This window comes from Chryseobacterium sp. B21-037, from assembly GCF_028570785.1.
Classification (GTDB): Bacteria; Bacteroidota; Bacteroidia; order Flavobacteriales; family Weeksellaceae; genus Chryseobacterium; species Chryseobacterium proteolyticum.
In genome coordinates this window covers 747,770-764,138 of record NZ_JALGCB010000001.1, presented here as the reverse complement: position 1 = coordinate 764,138, position 16,369 = coordinate 747,770, and the positions used below count along the sequence as shown (strand labels likewise).

The window sequence follows — 16,369 nt, the reverse complement described above, 5'->3', positions numbered from 1 at the left end:
TATGGTGTATCCCCGGCCAAGGCCGGGGATTTTTAATATAAAGTTATCTGAAAATCTGTTGCGCAAACTCATAAAGGCATCTTCTCCAGGTAAGCCATTCGTGATAAGTTCCTGCGGATCTGTATGAAGTATAGGGGTAATTATTCTGAGTAAAGAAATCATGCAGAATCTCATTGAATCCAAAGAATCGTGCTTCTTCTTTTTCCCCGATCCCGACAAAGAAATAAGGCTTTTTCCGTGACTTTAAAAGATGATCAACCGGCAGCTCCTTAAAAGGCTCATCTTCAGTTCCTCCATAAATTACAGGACTGAATGACCCGATGGCTGTAAACATTTCAGGATGACTTACCCCTATCAGCATCGCCTGATAGCTTCCACGGGAAAGTCCGGTAATCGCTTTTTTACCATTGGTTTTATACTTTTTTTCTACATAGGGAACCAGCTCCTCGATAAAAATCTTATCCAGATTTCGGGATGAAATGACTGTTTTGGAAGAATTATCCGCTAGTTTTTCTTCTTCCGGATTTAATGCCACTCCGTAATCCATTACGACAATCATTTTCTCTGCTTTTCTTTCTGCCAGAAGAGTATCAAGAATCCAGGCAATATGCCCCTGTCTTTCCCAACCCGTTATATCTTCTCCTGTTCCGTGGTATAGATACAATACCGGTAGTTTCTCTGATCCGTATCCCGGAGGAAGATAAACCTTAAAATTTCGCTTACCTTTTGTTATTCTTGAATTAAAACCATCCTCTATAATCTGTCCATGTTTTACATTCTTCTCAAAGAAAAAATCTTCTCCTGATGGAACTTCGATCCCGCTGGTCGGCTGACCGTAGCCAAAGTACAGCTGAGTATCCGGATCATTGACCCGCTTTCCATCCACGTTCAGCCAGTAATAATGAAATCCAATTTCAAGAGGACTTGTTGAAATATTCCAAAAACCGTCTTTATCTTTTGAGGCGGTAGATTTTATATTTTTCATACCATCCCCCCCCTCTAAAGTTACAGATTGAGCATCCGGAAAATACACCCGGAACTGAGCCTTCTTTTCAAAATCCAGCTTCGGAAAATCCTTTCCCGGTAATGCCGTTGTTGAAACACTGGAATTCTGACAAAATAGCATTGACGAAAACAAAACAGAAATGAGAAATATCTTTTGTAAATATTGCATTATTTTGATTTTAACATAAGAAAAATACGAACACTCATTTCTTACATTCCGTGTAAAAATCAAGTTTTTCTTATAATTTAATTCAATAATAAGAAAATATTCTTCTTAAATAAGTAAACAACAGAAAAAAAATCTTTTATTTTTTTGAAAAATTAGTTTTAATTCAAACTAATTTTAAGTATATTTGTTATACAACAGCGATTGATCAAACCTCCACTATACGTTAATATTCATCATATGCCCGTCACACAAAACAACATATCAGAATTAGCCCTGGAGCTTGGTTTGGCAATGAGTGAAATGAAAAGCCGTTTGCGACAGAAAATCCAGACCAGAATCAACGAGTATGATCCGGATCTTTCTTTTGAGCTTATAGAGATCCTTGGAGTTTTATCCCGGAATGACGGGATCAATCAGCAGGAGATAAGCAATAAAATAAGCAAAGACAAATCAAGTGTTACCTACCTGATCAACAATCTTGTAAAACGGGAATTGGTTGAAAGAATAGAATACAGCAATGACCGAAGGAATAAACAGATATTCCTTACCGCAAAGGGAAAGGAAATTGTAGAAATTGTTTATCCGTGGGCACTGGAACTGTATGAAAAAGCAGCCGGCAACCTTGGTATAGAGAAAATACAGGATGCTCTTTTCCTGGTAAAAAAAATGACAACAAATCTTGAATAACTGAGTTTAAATTTACTGATATGAGAACAATACTTGTACCTGTTGACTTCACATCAACTACCGAAAATGCTGTAAAACTTGCTGCAGAATGGGCCACACAATATCAATACACACATATTATTCTTTTAAAAACGTCACAGGAATCTGAATTTGACTATCTCCACATAGCCGAAGGTCATCTGCTTGTGAATGAAGAAAATGTAAACAGCCTCATTAAAAGTACAGAATTACTCCTTAGCAAATTAACAGGTATCATCACTGAAAAATCACCTGAAGTAACTGTTCTAAAAGCGGTAAGCGAATGGACACTTACGAGAAGCATCAATGAACTGCTGAAAGACCAGCCTTCTGTAGAACTGATCATTTTAGGAAGTGACGACCAGGCTTCTTCCGGTAACAGCTTTGTGTCTGAAAATATTATAAGTATTGCCAGAACCAGTCCTGTAAAAGCATTGATCGTTCCTAACGGTTACACCTACAGCACGATTAAAAATATTTTAATACCCTGTGATATAAACAGCATAACAAAATTAGACCGGCTGTTTCACCACAAATCCATCATCGAGCAGATGGATGTTCGCCTTATGTTTCTCAATATCAACACAAGAAAAGGGATCGATGATAATGAAGATAAAAAGAGAGACCTGGAAAAGTACATCCACCAATATTTAACCAAGATTCCGAGTACTATTCATTATTATTACGACGAAAATATTATCAACGGAATTCTGACTTTTGCCTCATCAAATAAAACGGATCTGATTATTGCGCTACCGGGAAGACATAGTTTCCTTTATTATCTGGCAAGCAGAAGTATTTCTGAAGGAATTTACCAAAATGTAAATCAACCTGTTTTGATATTAAAATAACTTCTATCTTTTATTTTCAAAAGCTGACTTAATCACATTATAAACAACAGAAAATAAGCAAACTAAAATAACGTAATGTATTTTTGATATAAAATAGTTGACAAAGTCAACTATTGATGTATATTTACATCATGAAACAACATTATATTGAACAAATAAGAGCCTTCAACAGGTATTATACACAGGTACTGGGATTACTCAACAAGGGTATTCTTGATGGAGACCTGGGTATTTCGGAAGTCAGGGTTATGCGTGAGATTTATTTCAATGCTGATGTAAGACCTACTGAAGTGGCCGCTACTCTGGGATTGGATAAGGGTTTTCTAAGCCGCATCCTTAAACGTTTTGAAAAATTAGGACTGACTATTAGAAAAAAATCAGGAGAAGACAACCGTTCCAGCGTGATTAGTCTTACAGACTTAGGACGCAGCACTTATGAAAAGATCAACCGTGATTCAGACATTCAAATAGAAAATTTATTTTCAGATCTTTCCGAGCAAAATCTGAAAACGGTCATTCGGAGTATGACCACGATTGATTCTCTACTTCATCACAGAGATAATCATGCAGTTATAGATCCTGTTATTATCCGACCTATTGAAGAAAAAGACAATAAAGCCTTAGCAGATATTATTCGTACAGTTTTTGAAGAGTTCAACGCTCCTCAAGAAGGAAGTGTATATGATGATCCCAGAACAAACCAATTATATCAGCTTTTTCAAGATGTAAACGCAGAATATTGGATAGTAGAATCTAATGATGTAGTTTTAGGTGGATGTGGCTTCTATCCTACCATAGGGTTGCCTTCTGCATGCGCAGAGATTGTTAAATTTTATCTTTCCAATCAATTGAGAGGAAATGGTGTTGGACAATATTTGCTAAAAATGATAGAAAGGAGAGCAAAAAAAGCAGGTTATAAGCAACTTTATTTAGAATCTTTTGAGGTTTTTAAGGGAGCAATATCAATGTATGAGAAATTGGAATACAAACATTTACACAGTTCCATAGGAGATTCCGGGCATTATGCAACAACTATTCATATGTTGAAGGATATCTCCTAATTTAAATATTAAAATTAGACAGTGGTGACATAGGCTATCGAAGTATGCTTGCATTAGTTCCTGAAAAAAAATCAGGAATTGTTCTATTAAGCAACACTGATAATATAGATATTAATATTCGATATCCTATTGGATGAAACGGATCAATAAACATCAACGATCTTCTCAAAGACCTGCCTTCTGTGGAATTGATCATTTTAGGAAGTGACAACCAGGCCTCTTCTAGTAAAAGCTTTGTATCGGAAAATATTATAAGTATTGGCAGAACCAGTCCTGTAAAAGCATTGATCGTTGCTAACGGATACACCTACAACACGATTAAAAATATTTTAATACCTTGTGACATTCTCTTTCTATATCAATAAGTCAGACAAAAAACTATACGTCATAAGAACTAAAGTAATATAAATAAACATATTATATAAGTCCGGATTTATTATTTGTCTGATTTTTTTCATCTTATTAGTCACTTGCAATTAAAAAATAATTATATTTGCGATTCAATTACTACTGCATATGAAAGTGATAGTAGCCCTCACCAGTGTAATCATTGGTTAATCACCGGGCTTAAAACATAAGAACACTTTAAAGAACGAAGCCTCTTCGTTCCATATTACTATTACTTACTTTTAATTTTACATTTATGTCATATCATAAGAAAACCCCATCGAAGGGTTTGCGCTATTTCACATTGTTGAAACAATCATTACTGGGTACCGAAATGGATTATACGACCGGTAATATTAATAAAGCTGTTATTTTACTCGCCATTCCCATGATGCTTGAAATGATCATGGAATCGGTATTTGCACTGGTAGATCTTTATTTTGTAGGGCATCTCGAAAACAGCAGCTATGCCATACAAACAGTGGGCTTAACGGAATCTGTACTTACGGTAATGTACTCTATCGCAATTGGTATGAGTATGGCAGCCACAGCGGTGGTTTCACGACGGGTGGGAGAAAAAGATCCTGATGCAGCAGCACATGCCGGTATGCAGGCTATTATCGTAGCTTTTGCCGTAACCCTTGTCTTAAGCATCGCGGGGATGATTTATGCCGGGGATATTTTACGGATCATGGGAGCAAGCAAGGAAACCGTTGATGCTGGAGTAAACTTTACCCGGATCATGATGGGAAGCAGCCTTGTCATAATGCTATTATTCCTGATCAATGGTATATTTCGTGGTGCAGGAAACGCTGCTATTGCCATGCGGAGCTTATGGATTGCCAATATCTGCAATATCATCCTGTGTCCTATATTCATTAACGGCTGGGGTATCATCCCTGCATTCGGACTAACAGGAGCGGCTATGGCAACGGTTATCGGACGGTCAATGGGAGTGGTTTACCAGCTATTTTGCCTGTTTAACGGAAAGCATCAGCTAAAAATCAAGCTTCATCATTTTCGTATTGACTGGCCGGTAATAAAATCATTGGTTGGGATTGCAACTCCTGGTATACTTCAGTTTGTTATCGGGTCATGCAGCTGGATATTTCTTGCTGAGCTGGTAGCAACCACGGGTGGTGATCATGGATCTGCCGGTTATCAGACCGCATTGCGATTGATGATGTTCTTTATGCTGCCAGCCTGGGGTATGAGTAATGCTGCCGCTACCCTGGTAGGGCAAAACCTTGGAGCCAAACAATTTCAACGCGCTGAAGATTCTGTCCTGGCTACTGTAAAATACAATGTCATCTTCATGATCATTGTCACCATATTATTTCTCTTTTTTGGAGATTGGCTGGTTTCATTTTTCACCAATGATATCCAGATCAAAGAAGTTGCCCAAAAGGCTATGTGGATTATGAGTACCGCTTTTGTCTTTTACGGCATTGGTATGGTAATGATGAATGCCCTTAACGGAGCCGGTGACACAAAAACCCCGACATGGATCAATTTCTTTGGCTTCTGGTTTCTTCAGATCCCATTGGCCTATATCCTTACCAAACACGTAGGCATGGGACCAACCGGTGTCTTTATCGCAATACCGGTTGCGGAAACGGCCATCGCAATTACGACATTTATCTTTTTCAAAAGAGGTAAATGGAAAACGGTCAATGTATAGTCCCGGACTTATTATACCATAATTTTCTAAAATGAAGAGGCCACTCTATTGAGTGGCCTCTTTTAGTTAGGTCCAGCTGTTTTTAATTTGTAAATTAATGCTTGAAAAATTGAAGTATGGAAAATTTTTTAACCAAAAAATTTGGAAAGATCTTTAACCTCCAATTTATTGCTGAAGGATGGTGGTCTAAGGCATATAGTTTTACTGCTGAAGGGCAGCAATACATTATCAGAACAGGCAATCATGTACAGGATTTTATGAAAGACCATTGGGCTTTTATACATCTGAATAATACGAAAATTCCTATTCCTGAAGTTTTGGAATACGGAAATTATCATGATAATGTATACTACTGTATTTCAAGAAAGGCAAATGGTGATCCTTCCGATGAGATCATGGACCATCTTGATCATTATTCGCAAACAGAGCTTGCAAAAATAATCATCCGGCAATTGGAAAATATCCACCTGAGCGATACCACGAACCTCAGCGGTTGGGGCTTTACCGATCCCCAGGGAAAAGGTATGTTTCCAAGCTGGCAGCATTTTCTCTTATCATTTTATAATAGCAAAACGACTGCAAGCTGGCAACATCTTGCCCAGACCTCATGGCTTAACAGACAGCTTTTCACACATCTTATCGAAAAAATGAAAAGCTTTTTCCCTTATCTGCCCAATGAAAAATATATCCTTCATGGAGACTTCGGGTTTGATAATCTTTTACTGGACGGAAACCGAAAAGTAACCGCTGTTCTGGATTGGGCCGAAATGATGCTTGGCGACCCGCTTTATGATTTACTGCATATGAATGAACCCTGGATAAGGGATACTGGTCCTGATTTTCTTTCGATCTGGATGAATATGAAACCCGGGTATATCAATTTTGAGCATATAGAAGAACGGCTACAATGCTACCGTATCCATTATACTCTTTTCCATCTGTATATTCATACTGTACGAAAAGAGCATGATGATTACCAAAAAATTGAAAACTGGGCCATAAACAATTTATAATTTTAAATATTTGGGTTAAATTAGTTCAATAAAAAGGTCATTATATTTCAACATTACCCGTTACGACGCCTCCGTCACGTTGATAAGCTGCGATCATAACCCCTTTCGAAGTCACGTGATTTTCTGTTAATTTAAATGCTGAAGGAATTCCATTCTCATCAAAAAGTCTTTTTCCCTTGCCAAGGATCAACGGATAGATTTTAAGCCTTAGTTCATCTACCAGATCATTTTCAAGCAGCAGGTGAATTAGCTCGCTGCTTCCCCATACCTGAATATCCGATCCTTCTGTGTTTTTAAGCATTCTGATATCTTCCAAAGTTTTTAAGAATACGGTATTTTTCCAATCAGATGTCTCCCTCTCTTTAGACAGGACATATTTTGTCCCTTCATTAATTGCAGGCCAAAAGTTTGCATGCTCAGGCCAATAGGATTCAAAAATTTCAAATGTTTTCCTTCCTAAAATATAATCTGAAGGCTTCATCTCTTCTTTCATAATCTCTCCAAAAAGCTCATCTCCATAGGACACTGTCCATCCTCCATATCTGAAGTTTCCGGAGGTATCCTCTTCAGGTCCTCCGGGAGCCTGCATAATACCATCTAATGTTATCATGGATAAAACGGTTATTTTTCTCACTTTATTAATTTTTTATGATGTATTAAAATTATTACGCTGATCCTTTAATTAAATTACTTTAAAAAAGCGTTAAGGTAATTCAATATGGTCGAAGTCTGCATCATAAGGCTGACATGGTTTTGACCCGGTACAATGGCTAATTGTGATTTGGGCAAGGCTCCAAAGTCTCCTGCAATACCTCCACCTAATAACTTATAGGTTTTTACAAGCTCAATTTTATCGAGGCCGTCGTTATCCCCAGCTATGATCAGTACAGGAGCTGTAATTTTTGCGATATTCTCATCTCCCATATTATAAGATTCCGATGCAGAAGCCATCATTTGCTCAAGAAATTTAGTCCATTTTGTCTTATCAGGAGCTACAGCATCATAAGCAGTTTGCATAGGGCTACCATTAAAAACATCCGGTTTCATTCCCTTAAAAGCATTATTAATTTCCGGTAGCCAACCCGCGCTTTTATAAGTAGCAGAAATGATGACAAGATTTTTTAATCTCTTTGGACTCTGGATAGCAAACTCATAGGCGATGGCACCTCCAAAACTATAACCTACTACATCAGCACTCTCAACTTTAAGATAATCCATTACTTTTTCCACATCCTTTGCTAATGTAGCATGTGACAATTTCCTGTCCGAATAAGGTGTATGACCGTGTCCCTGCAATTCTATAGCAATCACTTTCCTAGTTTTTGATAATTCAGGGATCAGTTGTCCCCAATTCATATCAATGGTCATAAAAGCACCATGCAATAAAACTACCGGTCTGCCCTCTCCGTATATTTCATAGTAAACCTTAGTTCCTTCTACCGGAACATACCCGCTTCCGGAAGGCTTGATTTTCTGTGCATACAAATGCGAAGCCGTTAACATCATAATTACAATCATGATCAATGGCTTACGAAACGTATCAAATTTGAATAGATTTTTCATAGCAATATTTTAATTTGGTTTATTTTTTTGATCTTATTCTCAAACAGATCAAAAAACTTTTATCCAAAATTACTAAGCCATTAGAAAAAATCGCTTGCCATAGGGCAAGATTTTATTTGGGTAAAAAGACTTCTTTGCCGATCCTGTTTTTTGCAGGAATTCCTGTTATTTCTCAAATATTTCTTTTACTACATATCTATAAAATCAATGTAAAATCAATAGACAAATCATATTTTACCTGAAAATTTATCAGATAATTTTAGTGATGTAAATGAAATTTGATTAATTTTAACTCGAACTAAACTTAATTTATTATGAAAAATTTACAAAAAATCAAAAGAGAGGATTTGAAAACAATTAAAGGAGGAATTAACTGTCCTGGTGGCCAGATCTGCTTAATCGGTGGAAAATGGCAATGTATGCCATTCGATGGATGCGGTGGCGGAAACCAACCTTAATTTTAATTTTATCCAAATTTTATTATTATGAAAAATTTCACAAAAATTACAAGAGACCAATTGAAGAATATCAATGGCGGAGCAGTAGGTTGCTCGAATGATTGCTGCCCTCCTCCGGGAATTAAAAGATGTCCATCGGTAGTATGCTTTGCGCCGTGTGAAATACTAAGTTAAAAGCTGAAAGGCGATCCGATCAATACGGTTCATTAACTTTAATAAAAAGCATCCTTTAGAAGTATCTAAAGGATGCTTTTACTTAATCATCTGCACTCAATCATTTTTTCAGAGGGTATAACTTCTGTTTCCACAGACTATTCATTGACAAAAACAGAAGAAGTTCCAGGGCTAAGCTATTGTATTTTCATTCAAGATCATCGTTTTTATTTTTTTGTTAGCGGCTTCTAATGAGCTCCCTTCAAAATCTACTCCATTGAGTGTCATACAATTGATATTTTTTATCCCCATTATGCTTAGTACAGTCTTAAGATAAGTAGTTTGAAAATCCATATGTTCATAAAATTCTCCGGGATCATACCCTGCATTTCCGCGAACCATCAACAGATAAGCCTTCTTATTTATCAATAGGCCCGTATAGGGATTTTCTGGTTTGTTTTTATTTACCAAAACCGTTTCATTCACTCTTACCACCTGATCTATATATGCTTTTAGCACGCTGGGTACCGACCAATTATACATCGGGGTTCCCAATACGATAACATCAGAATTTTTCAGTTCTGCGACCAGCTGATTACTCACTTGTAATGTTTCTATATCTTCATCTGTTCTCAGTCCGGCAGGTTTAAAAGCTGCTGCAATCCATTTTTCCGTGACGTGTGGAATATTTTCCTGCCCTATATTCCTATAGACAATATGATCTTCAGGATGCCTTTCTTTCCATTCTTTAGTAAATACCTCTGAAAGATGACGGCTTAATGACCGTTCTTTTCTTGCACTGGCGTTAATAATTAATACGTTGCTCATAATCTAAATTTAATAAGCTAATTAGTTTCTTTTATATTGAATCCTTTATTCAACTCGTGGATCCATCTTCTACGCAAAGGTATTTTGCTTTACATCCCCATTAAGGTACCAGACATACATATATAAGTAGTCCAGATAAATTACGATCCAGATCCCGATTGACCACATTAAAACAGTCGGTCCGTAAAGCATAACAAATTATTAATGATCCGTTTAAATACAGATAAATTAAATCACTTTTCTTTGTTAAAGTGAAAAGTACCGGGCATTTATTCTTAACGCAATCATTGGGGCATACTGCACGGATATCTTTTTACTTAAATAAAAATATTGTATGCTTTTAAACACTACCCTGCCTTTTTCTGGAGAATCAGAATTAACCATAGGCTTAGTGATCGTTTTTGCTTTATCCTTATTTGCTGTAGTTGTCTTTGAATTTGTAAATGGCTTTCATGATACAGCCAATGCAGTTGCCACAGTTATTTATACCAAAGCCCTTAAGCCCGTTATTGCCATCCCCTGGTCCGGTCTCTGGAATTTTCTCGGTGTTTTCACGGGTGGGATTGCTGTAGCGATGGGAATCCTGAAACTGGTACCCATGGACACGCTTATGACACTTCCCATAGCTGTCGGGGCAAGCCTGGTACTTGCTGTGCTAATTGCATCCATCATCTGGAATCTTGGAACTTGGTACCTGGGTATTCCCTGTTCGAGCTCACATACCCTCATCGGTTCACTGATTGGTGCCGGTCTTGGTTTCAGCTGGTATTACGGAGGTGGTGTCAACTGGGAAAAGGCAAAAGAAATAGGACTGTCACTCATCCTTTCTCCTATTGTGGGTTTTGGACTGGCTATTCTGATAATGTGGTTCTTTAAATATGTTCTCCGCTATAAAGCATTGTTTCATATCCCGGAAGGAGAAAATGACAAACCACCTTTGGTGATCAGGGGCATTTTAATTACCACCTGTACTTTGGTCAGCTTTTTTCATGGAAGCAACGACGGGCAAAAGGGTGTCGGTCTTTTTATGCTCATCCTTATTGCATTCCTTCCTGCCAAATTTGCGATCAATCATGATATTCCTAATGACAGGATCCTCTACACTCTGAATCATACAGAAAAGCTCGTACAAGGTATAGCCGCTGCATCTATTGAAAACCGAAATGGACTGGTTTCCATAAGTCAACAGATCGAAGCTGTAAAAAAACAGCTGGCTTATAAAAGTGAAAAAGATAAAAAGGGGACCTATGCCTTCCGAAAACAGGTTGAAACCCTCGTAAAGTCCATTAAAATGATCAATGATAATAAAAAAATAATCATTGATGATACGAATAGGAGCCAACTTATGCATCAGGCAGCTGAGTTAAATAAACTTACTGAGTTTGCACCGGTATGGGTTATTATTATCATATCAGTTTCATTGGGATTGGGAACAATGATCGGCTGGAAAAGAATTGCAGTAACCATTGGTGAAAAGATTGGTAATGAACACCTGAATTATGCTCAAGGTGCTTCAAGTGAAATTGTAGCGGCCTCAACCATCGGTATCAGTACATTTTTGGGGCTACCTGTTAGTACCACCCATGTATTGTCAAGTGGAATTGCCGGATCTATGGTAGCATCGGGAGGCAAGAATAACTTGAATGCAGGCACATTGAAAAATATCGGGATGGCCTGGATTCTTACTTTACCTGTTTCAATAATATTATCTTTGTTATTGTTTACACTCTTTCACCTGTTTATTTAATTTAACATGGTCTCCTTTTAGATTAATCAAATTGTCATCAAAAACAAAAAAATGAAAAAAATACTGGTTGCATCCGATTTCTCTCACAGTGCCGGGAACGCTATGCTGTATGCATTATCCCTTGCTAAAGCTTTAAAAATGGAGATAACAGTTTTAAATGCCATACATCCCACAGAAGGAATCAATAATAATATTTACAATGTTGTTTTTATCGAGGATTATTATGCGCGAAAGAGAAAGGCTCTTCAGGAATGGACAGAAAGCTTTATTCAGAGTGAAGAATATAAAGACATTCCGGTTAAAACAATCTGTGATGTAGGTTTTCTTCGAAATGTGGTGACTAAATATGCAGAATACCATGAAGTTTCATTTTTGGTAATGGGGATTACAGGTGCTACGGGTATCAAGGGAATTGTAGGCAGCAACACCAGTATGGCACTATCTAAAATCCGGATCCCTACTTTAATTGTTCCTATTGAAAGTGCAATGCCAGAAGTTCCTGTCATTACGCTGGCCACCGATTATAAAACAACAAAATTATCTGTAAGGGATGTTAAAGCTTTAAATCAGATTCTGAAAGTTTCTAAGCCTAAAAAACTTGAGGTTCTTCATATTTCTGAAAAAGAAACCAACCCTAAGGTTATAAAGAATGGTGAAAAAAAGCTCACGGCACAGTTTCCCTCCGTAGAAATTAATTTCAATTATATCGATGAGGAGGGTAAAACATCAAATGGAATTATAGAGTTTATTGATAATAATGAAACAGACATTTTGTGTCTGGTTAAAAGAAATCATAATATTATTTACCGCTTATTTAGCAGCAGCACTGTAGAAGAAATTCTTAACAAATCCGTAAAAGCAATATTGGTACTTCATGCTTAAACAATATTGTTCATTTTTCATTTGTATCAAACCATCCTTTAATCTGCATAAGGTTAAAAGAAAAAATTAATATTAGTTCGCAATTATACAATTTTCATTTTCGATCAATCGGTTACTTTGTAAAAAAAATTAAAATGAAAAAAGTAGTTATGGTAAGCGTATTCATAGCGTTTGCCGGTTTTTGCAAAGCCCAAAATACAGATATGGTGTCAAAAAGTGCCAGGAAAGCCATAGAATCAAGCAATGCCATCTATGCAGATCTCGCCAATAAAGACGATGGATCTATTCTTACCAGATATACTGAAGATGCATGTCTGTTTCCTCCAGGCGCTTCACCCGTGTGCGGACGGGAGCAAATAGCTTCATTCTTTAAAGGTGGACCTAAGGTACATGTTACATTTACAATTCAGCATTTATATGGGAGTGACAAAACATCCATTACTGAAGAAAGCTTTTATGAAATGAGAGATCTTGACGGTAAGAAAATAGATGATGGAAAAGTAATGGTCATCTGGAAAAATACAAAAAACGGATGGAAAATGCATCGCGATATGTTTAGCAGTAATCATCCAGCGAAATAGGCTAAAAGCCTACATTGACAGCCTCTTGAAAATCTTTCCCGTTTTCAATTAGGAAACTCCGGGATTCTGAGGGAACAATACCCGTAAATCTTTTAAATTCCCGGATAAAATGTGCCTGGTCATAATACCCGCAATCATAGGCGATAGAAGTCAGTGATGACCGGGTATTAAGCACCAGATGCAGGGATCTGTTAAATCGGATGACGGACGTAAAGGCTGCCGGACTGATACCCATATTGTTCATGTAAAGTTTTTGAATATATCTTTCCGATAGTCCGGAGTCTTCAGATAACCGGTTTAAATTTAATGGCTGATGATCAAATGAAATCCGCTTACTAAGAGCCAGAACCATCGACACTTTTTTCAATCGGTTTTCATTTTTTCTCATTTGCTGCAACAAAAAATCTTCTACTATTTTAATCTGGCCGGACAAGTCACCCGCCATCATGATACGATCATACAAGGTTGTACTTTCTGCTGTTACATCATACATATCAGTGGCATAGTTTGTAAATTCAGAGACCGGATCATCAAAAAATAAAGTGCTGGCATGAGGATAAATTCTTACGATGAGCACCGTCGTATTTTTCAGGACCGTAAGTCTTGTTGGAAGTGTAATATGCCCCAGCAACTCTACGGACGGGGTATCTTTTCTTTTGCCATTAATGATAGTCGCAGCTGATCCGCCAGAGATATTAATAATCAAATCGATATAACCACTGGGATAAAATACAGCATCCGTGATATCTTTACCAATCGTTACAACCGTATAATTCTTTACGTAAGGCGCTAAAACAGCTGATGGCAAAATCTGCATAATCGGAATAAATAATTAAGTAATTCGCTAATCCAAAGCCTGTTAAAGTTATAAAAAAACATGACAGATCAAAAGAAAAACATATATTTTTTGGCCCTGGCTGAGATATATGATATTTGCGAAATTTCCATTGGTTACAGTAAAATAAAGATCCTGCAATTTTAAAAACGACAGGATTCTTTATCATCTAAACTATATACTTATTGATTTTTTTTAAAAAGTCCTGCTTTTAGGTTTGAGCCCAACGACCCCTCTGCCAGCTGAAGATAATTACGCTTACTCTGATCTTTTTCAATTTGTACAGTTCCTGTAGTCTGCACGTTTTTCATATCCAGAAAATCTGAGGAAGTTAAATCATTACCACCTATCGCACCGTCACCAAATCCTGCCATATTTTTATAGTCTGTAAAAATGCAATCAGAGGCTTTGTATCTGAGTGTACTTCCTTTTTCCCTTATCCATACCGTAGTCGTATTTGCAATGACATTATGATGAAAATCAAAATAGTCACCATCAGTACCTTTTGTAGTCCAGACCCCACTGAAATAACCTCCATAAACCAATGAATAACGCATGGCACTTCTGCTCCCCTTAGCTCCTTCATTTTTCCAGAAAACAACAGGATTTTTACAATTGAAAAATACACAATGATCAACCACCAGACCATATCCATTAGCTATAACCCCTACATGCAACGGCAATACATCCGGATTTCCGGTAAAAAGACACTGCGTTACCAGAAGATCATCTAATTTTTTGCCATCCCTCCAAATGGGATAAGACCTGCGTAAGTTTTTACCATCTATATAAGAATAGTCAGGGCTTCCCGTAAATCTAAGACCTTCAATAGTCACATGACTAACCTCCGGTTGTATGCCTCTTGCCTCTTCTCCTCCCACACCCGGTACAAGGGGTGCTGCTGTAACGACAACCGGCATTTTTTGAGGACCCCAATCTGCATCATCAGGCATAATCTCCGCACGAATAACCAGACGGTTTTTAGGGGTATACTTATCGTTACTGAATACAACAGTCTCGGTGATCAGATGGATACCTTCCGAAAGAATAATTGTAGTGGATTCCTTTTCCTTATTTTGGTTGACGCGTCTTGCTGCTTCTGCAATTGTTTTCAGAGGTTGTTCTTTTATTCCGGAACTGGTATCGTTGCCGGTCCTGGGATTAACATATAATTGTTCTGCCTGTACTATCGCTACACTTATTATAAAAAGCAGAAAGCTGAGTATGTATTTTTTCATATTCCTTTTTTGGGTAAAATTAGGAACAATCTTATACTGCAAAAAGGTCATTTTAATTTTTAAATGGTCATTTTACAAACTCTTCCGGTATTGTTGAGGAGTGCTCCCCGTAAGTTTTTTAAAGAAGCGGTTAAAATTAGAAGGATCAGAAAAACCAAACCCGTAAGCAATCTCTTTTGCAGATTTGTTTTGATACAGCTCTTTCTTTATTTCTGAAATCAGTTTATGGTGAATCATTTGTTGTGCTGATAGCCCACTGAATTGCCTGCATATTTTGTTCAGAAATCCTGGACTGACATTAAGTATTCGGGTATAAGCCTCTACAGTCCTGTCATTTATAAAGCTATTTTCCAGTAAAGATCGAAACCTGTAAAAATCCGGATGAACATAGGTATCCCCCTGAATATGATAAACACTTGCATAATAACGGTTAAGAATGACAAGCAGCTGATATAAGACGGACCTGATCAGATGGCCACTGTCATTCTGGAGCTGCCCGAACTCCCCTTCTATTTCATGTAAAAGGTTCATACATTTCTCAAATGATACTTTCGGTATCTGCATTCCGGTTGGAAATGAATATTGATGAAAATATTGAAATCTATACAGGAACAGCTCGTCTGAAAAAAAGAGATAGAGAAAATCTTTATCAAAAAATAAAGTATATCCTTCTACCTTTTCTTTGATTTCCCAGCACCGAACTTGTCCAGGGCTTGTGAAGATAGCAGTTCCAGGAGTAATGGGAATCTTATTTTCATCCAATGTAAAGGTACCGGCTCCCTTTTCAATAAAAAGAATTTCGTAAAAACTAAGCTGGTGCAATGTGCTATCTAATACAAAATGATTTAATGTTTCAATACGACCAATATCTAAAAGCAGCTCTAAACCATACTTGCAGGGAAGAAAGTGATACGTTTTAATTTTTGTGACCGGTTCCATTTCTTTTAACAACTTTTTCTTGCACCAATGATGGATTAAAAATACAAATTTCCGGAGTGTATATGGTAATGAACAAAAATTATAATTCTATGATCAAAGATTATAATATACAGCCAACCTGAAAAAGCCCCTCAAAATTATTTGAAGGACTTTCTTCCTGAGTTATATGTTACATGATTTATGGTAAAAATGAACAACCTATAACACTAAAAGACCATGCACCCATTTCTATTCCTTGTCTAGCTCATATCAAATTTACTTCATTAGAAGATT

The 16,369-nt window shown here is 37.1% G+C and carries 18 protein-coding genes; 11 read left to right on the top strand and 7 right to left on the bottom strand.

Annotation, left to right across the window (positions count from 1 at the left end; all coding sequences use genetic code 11):
- Positions 1 to 43: 43 nt before the first annotated feature.
- Complete coding sequence (locus MTQ00_RS03375; protein ID WP_273647741.1) at positions 44 to 1,174, bottom strand: alpha/beta hydrolase-fold protein; 1,131 nt, start codon at positions 1,172 to 1,174, stop codon at positions 44 to 46.
- 237 nt (positions 1,175 to 1,411) lie between these two features.
- On the opposite strand from MTQ00_RS03375, the gene MTQ00_RS03370 reads away from it, so the two are divergent.
- From MTQ00_RS03370 to MTQ00_RS03345, 6 genes are all read left to right on the top strand, one after another.
- On the top strand, positions 1,412 to 1,861 hold the full coding sequence (locus MTQ00_RS03370; protein ID WP_172278262.1) for a MarR family winged helix-turn-helix transcriptional regulator: 450 nt from the start codon (positions 1,412 to 1,414) through the stop codon (positions 1,859 to 1,861).
- Between the two features lie 20 nt (positions 1,862 to 1,881).
- Positions 1,882 to 2,730 (top strand): universal stress protein, encoded by an 849-nt coding sequence (locus tag MTQ00_RS03365; RefSeq protein WP_172278260.1) that lies wholly within the window; start codon positions 1,882 to 1,884, stop codon positions 2,728 to 2,730.
- Between the two features lie 131 nt (positions 2,731 to 2,861).
- Positions 2,862 to 3,791 (top strand): bifunctional helix-turn-helix transcriptional regulator/GNAT family N-acetyltransferase, encoded by a 930-nt coding sequence (locus tag MTQ00_RS03360; RefSeq protein WP_273647740.1) that lies wholly within the window; start codon positions 2,862 to 2,864, stop codon positions 3,789 to 3,791.
- A gap of 182 nt (positions 3,792 to 3,973) precedes the next feature.
- Complete coding sequence (locus tag MTQ00_RS03355; protein WP_273647739.1) at positions 3,974 to 4,156, top strand: hypothetical protein; 183 nt, start codon at positions 3,974 to 3,976, stop codon at positions 4,154 to 4,156.
- Between the two features lie 278 nt (positions 4,157 to 4,434).
- Positions 4,435 to 5,859 (top strand): MATE family efflux transporter, encoded by a 1,425-nt coding sequence (locus MTQ00_RS03350; RefSeq protein WP_273647738.1) that lies wholly within the window; start codon positions 4,435 to 4,437, stop codon positions 5,857 to 5,859.
- Positions 5,860 to 5,975: 116 nt separating this feature from the next.
- Positions 5,976 to 6,872, top strand: coding sequence for an aminoglycoside phosphotransferase family protein (locus MTQ00_RS03345; RefSeq protein WP_273647737.1), 897 nt, complete (start codon positions 5,976 to 5,978; stop codon positions 6,870 to 6,872).
- Between the two features lie 40 nt (positions 6,873 to 6,912).
- Here MTQ00_RS03345 and MTQ00_RS03340 read toward each other — a convergent pair whose 3' ends face one another.
- Both MTQ00_RS03340 and MTQ00_RS03335 read right to left on the bottom strand, forming a co-directional pair.
- A complete protein-coding gene (locus MTQ00_RS03340; protein WP_273647736.1) occupies positions 6,913 to 7,506 on the bottom strand; it encodes a dihydrofolate reductase family protein in 594 nt (197 codons plus the stop codon).
- 53 nt (positions 7,507 to 7,559) lie between these two features.
- The gene (locus MTQ00_RS03335; protein ID WP_273647735.1) at positions 7,560 to 8,435 is read right to left on the bottom strand and encodes an alpha/beta fold hydrolase; all 876 of its coding nucleotides are present in this window, start codon (positions 8,433 to 8,435) and stop codon (positions 7,560 to 7,562) included.
- 314 nt (positions 8,436 to 8,749) lie between these two features.
- On the opposite strand from MTQ00_RS03335, the gene MTQ00_RS03330 reads away from it, so the two are divergent.
- On the top strand, positions 8,750 to 8,893 hold the full coding sequence (locus MTQ00_RS03330) for a bacteriocin-like protein (protein ID WP_172278250.1): 144 nt from the start codon (positions 8,750 to 8,752) through the stop codon (positions 8,891 to 8,893).
- A gap of 27 nt (positions 8,894 to 8,920) precedes the next feature.
- Positions 8,921 to 9,067, top strand: coding sequence for a bacteriocin-like protein (locus MTQ00_RS03325; RefSeq protein WP_172278248.1), 147 nt, complete (start codon positions 8,921 to 8,923; stop codon positions 9,065 to 9,067).
- A gap of 171 nt (positions 9,068 to 9,238) precedes the next feature.
- On the opposite strand, the gene MTQ00_RS03320 is transcribed toward MTQ00_RS03325, so the two are convergent.
- Entirely contained in the window at positions 9,239 to 9,874 is a 636-nt protein-coding gene (locus tag MTQ00_RS03320; protein WP_273647734.1) for an FMN-dependent NADH-azoreductase, read from the bottom strand.
- A 334-nt stretch (positions 9,875 to 10,208) separates the two neighbouring features.
- On the opposite strand from MTQ00_RS03320, the gene MTQ00_RS03315 reads away from it, so the two are divergent.
- From MTQ00_RS03315 to MTQ00_RS03305, 3 genes are all read left to right on the top strand, one after another.
- Positions 10,209 to 11,621, top strand: coding sequence for an inorganic phosphate transporter (locus MTQ00_RS03315; protein ID WP_273647733.1), 1,413 nt, complete (start codon positions 10,209 to 10,211; stop codon positions 11,619 to 11,621).
- Positions 11,622 to 11,672: 51 nt separating this feature from the next.
- The gene (locus MTQ00_RS03310; protein WP_273647732.1) at positions 11,673 to 12,503 is read left to right on the top strand and encodes a universal stress protein; all 831 of its coding nucleotides are present in this window, start codon (positions 11,673 to 11,675) and stop codon (positions 12,501 to 12,503) included.
- Between the two features lie 134 nt (positions 12,504 to 12,637).
- On the top strand, positions 12,638 to 13,084 hold the full coding sequence (locus MTQ00_RS03305) for a YybH family protein (RefSeq protein WP_273647731.1): 447 nt from the start codon (positions 12,638 to 12,640) through the stop codon (positions 13,082 to 13,084).
- A gap of 1 nt (position 13,085) precedes the next feature.
- Here MTQ00_RS03305 and MTQ00_RS03300 read toward each other — a convergent pair whose 3' ends face one another.
- From MTQ00_RS03300 to MTQ00_RS03290, 3 genes are all read right to left on the bottom strand, one after another.
- Positions 13,086 to 13,901: a helix-turn-helix domain-containing protein gene (locus MTQ00_RS03300; protein WP_273647730.1), complete on the bottom strand. Its 816-nt coding sequence runs from the start codon at positions 13,899 to 13,901 to the stop codon at positions 13,086 to 13,088.
- A gap of 200 nt (positions 13,902 to 14,101) precedes the next feature.
- Positions 14,102 to 15,157, bottom strand: coding sequence for a hypothetical protein (locus tag MTQ00_RS03295; RefSeq protein ID WP_273647729.1), 1,056 nt, complete (start codon positions 15,155 to 15,157; stop codon positions 14,102 to 14,104).
- A 72-nt stretch (positions 15,158 to 15,229) separates the two neighbouring features.
- Positions 15,230 to 16,096 (bottom strand): AraC family transcriptional regulator, encoded by an 867-nt coding sequence (locus MTQ00_RS03290; RefSeq protein ID WP_273647728.1) that lies wholly within the window; start codon positions 16,094 to 16,096, stop codon positions 15,230 to 15,232.
- Positions 16,097 to 16,369: the final 273 nt, after the last annotated feature.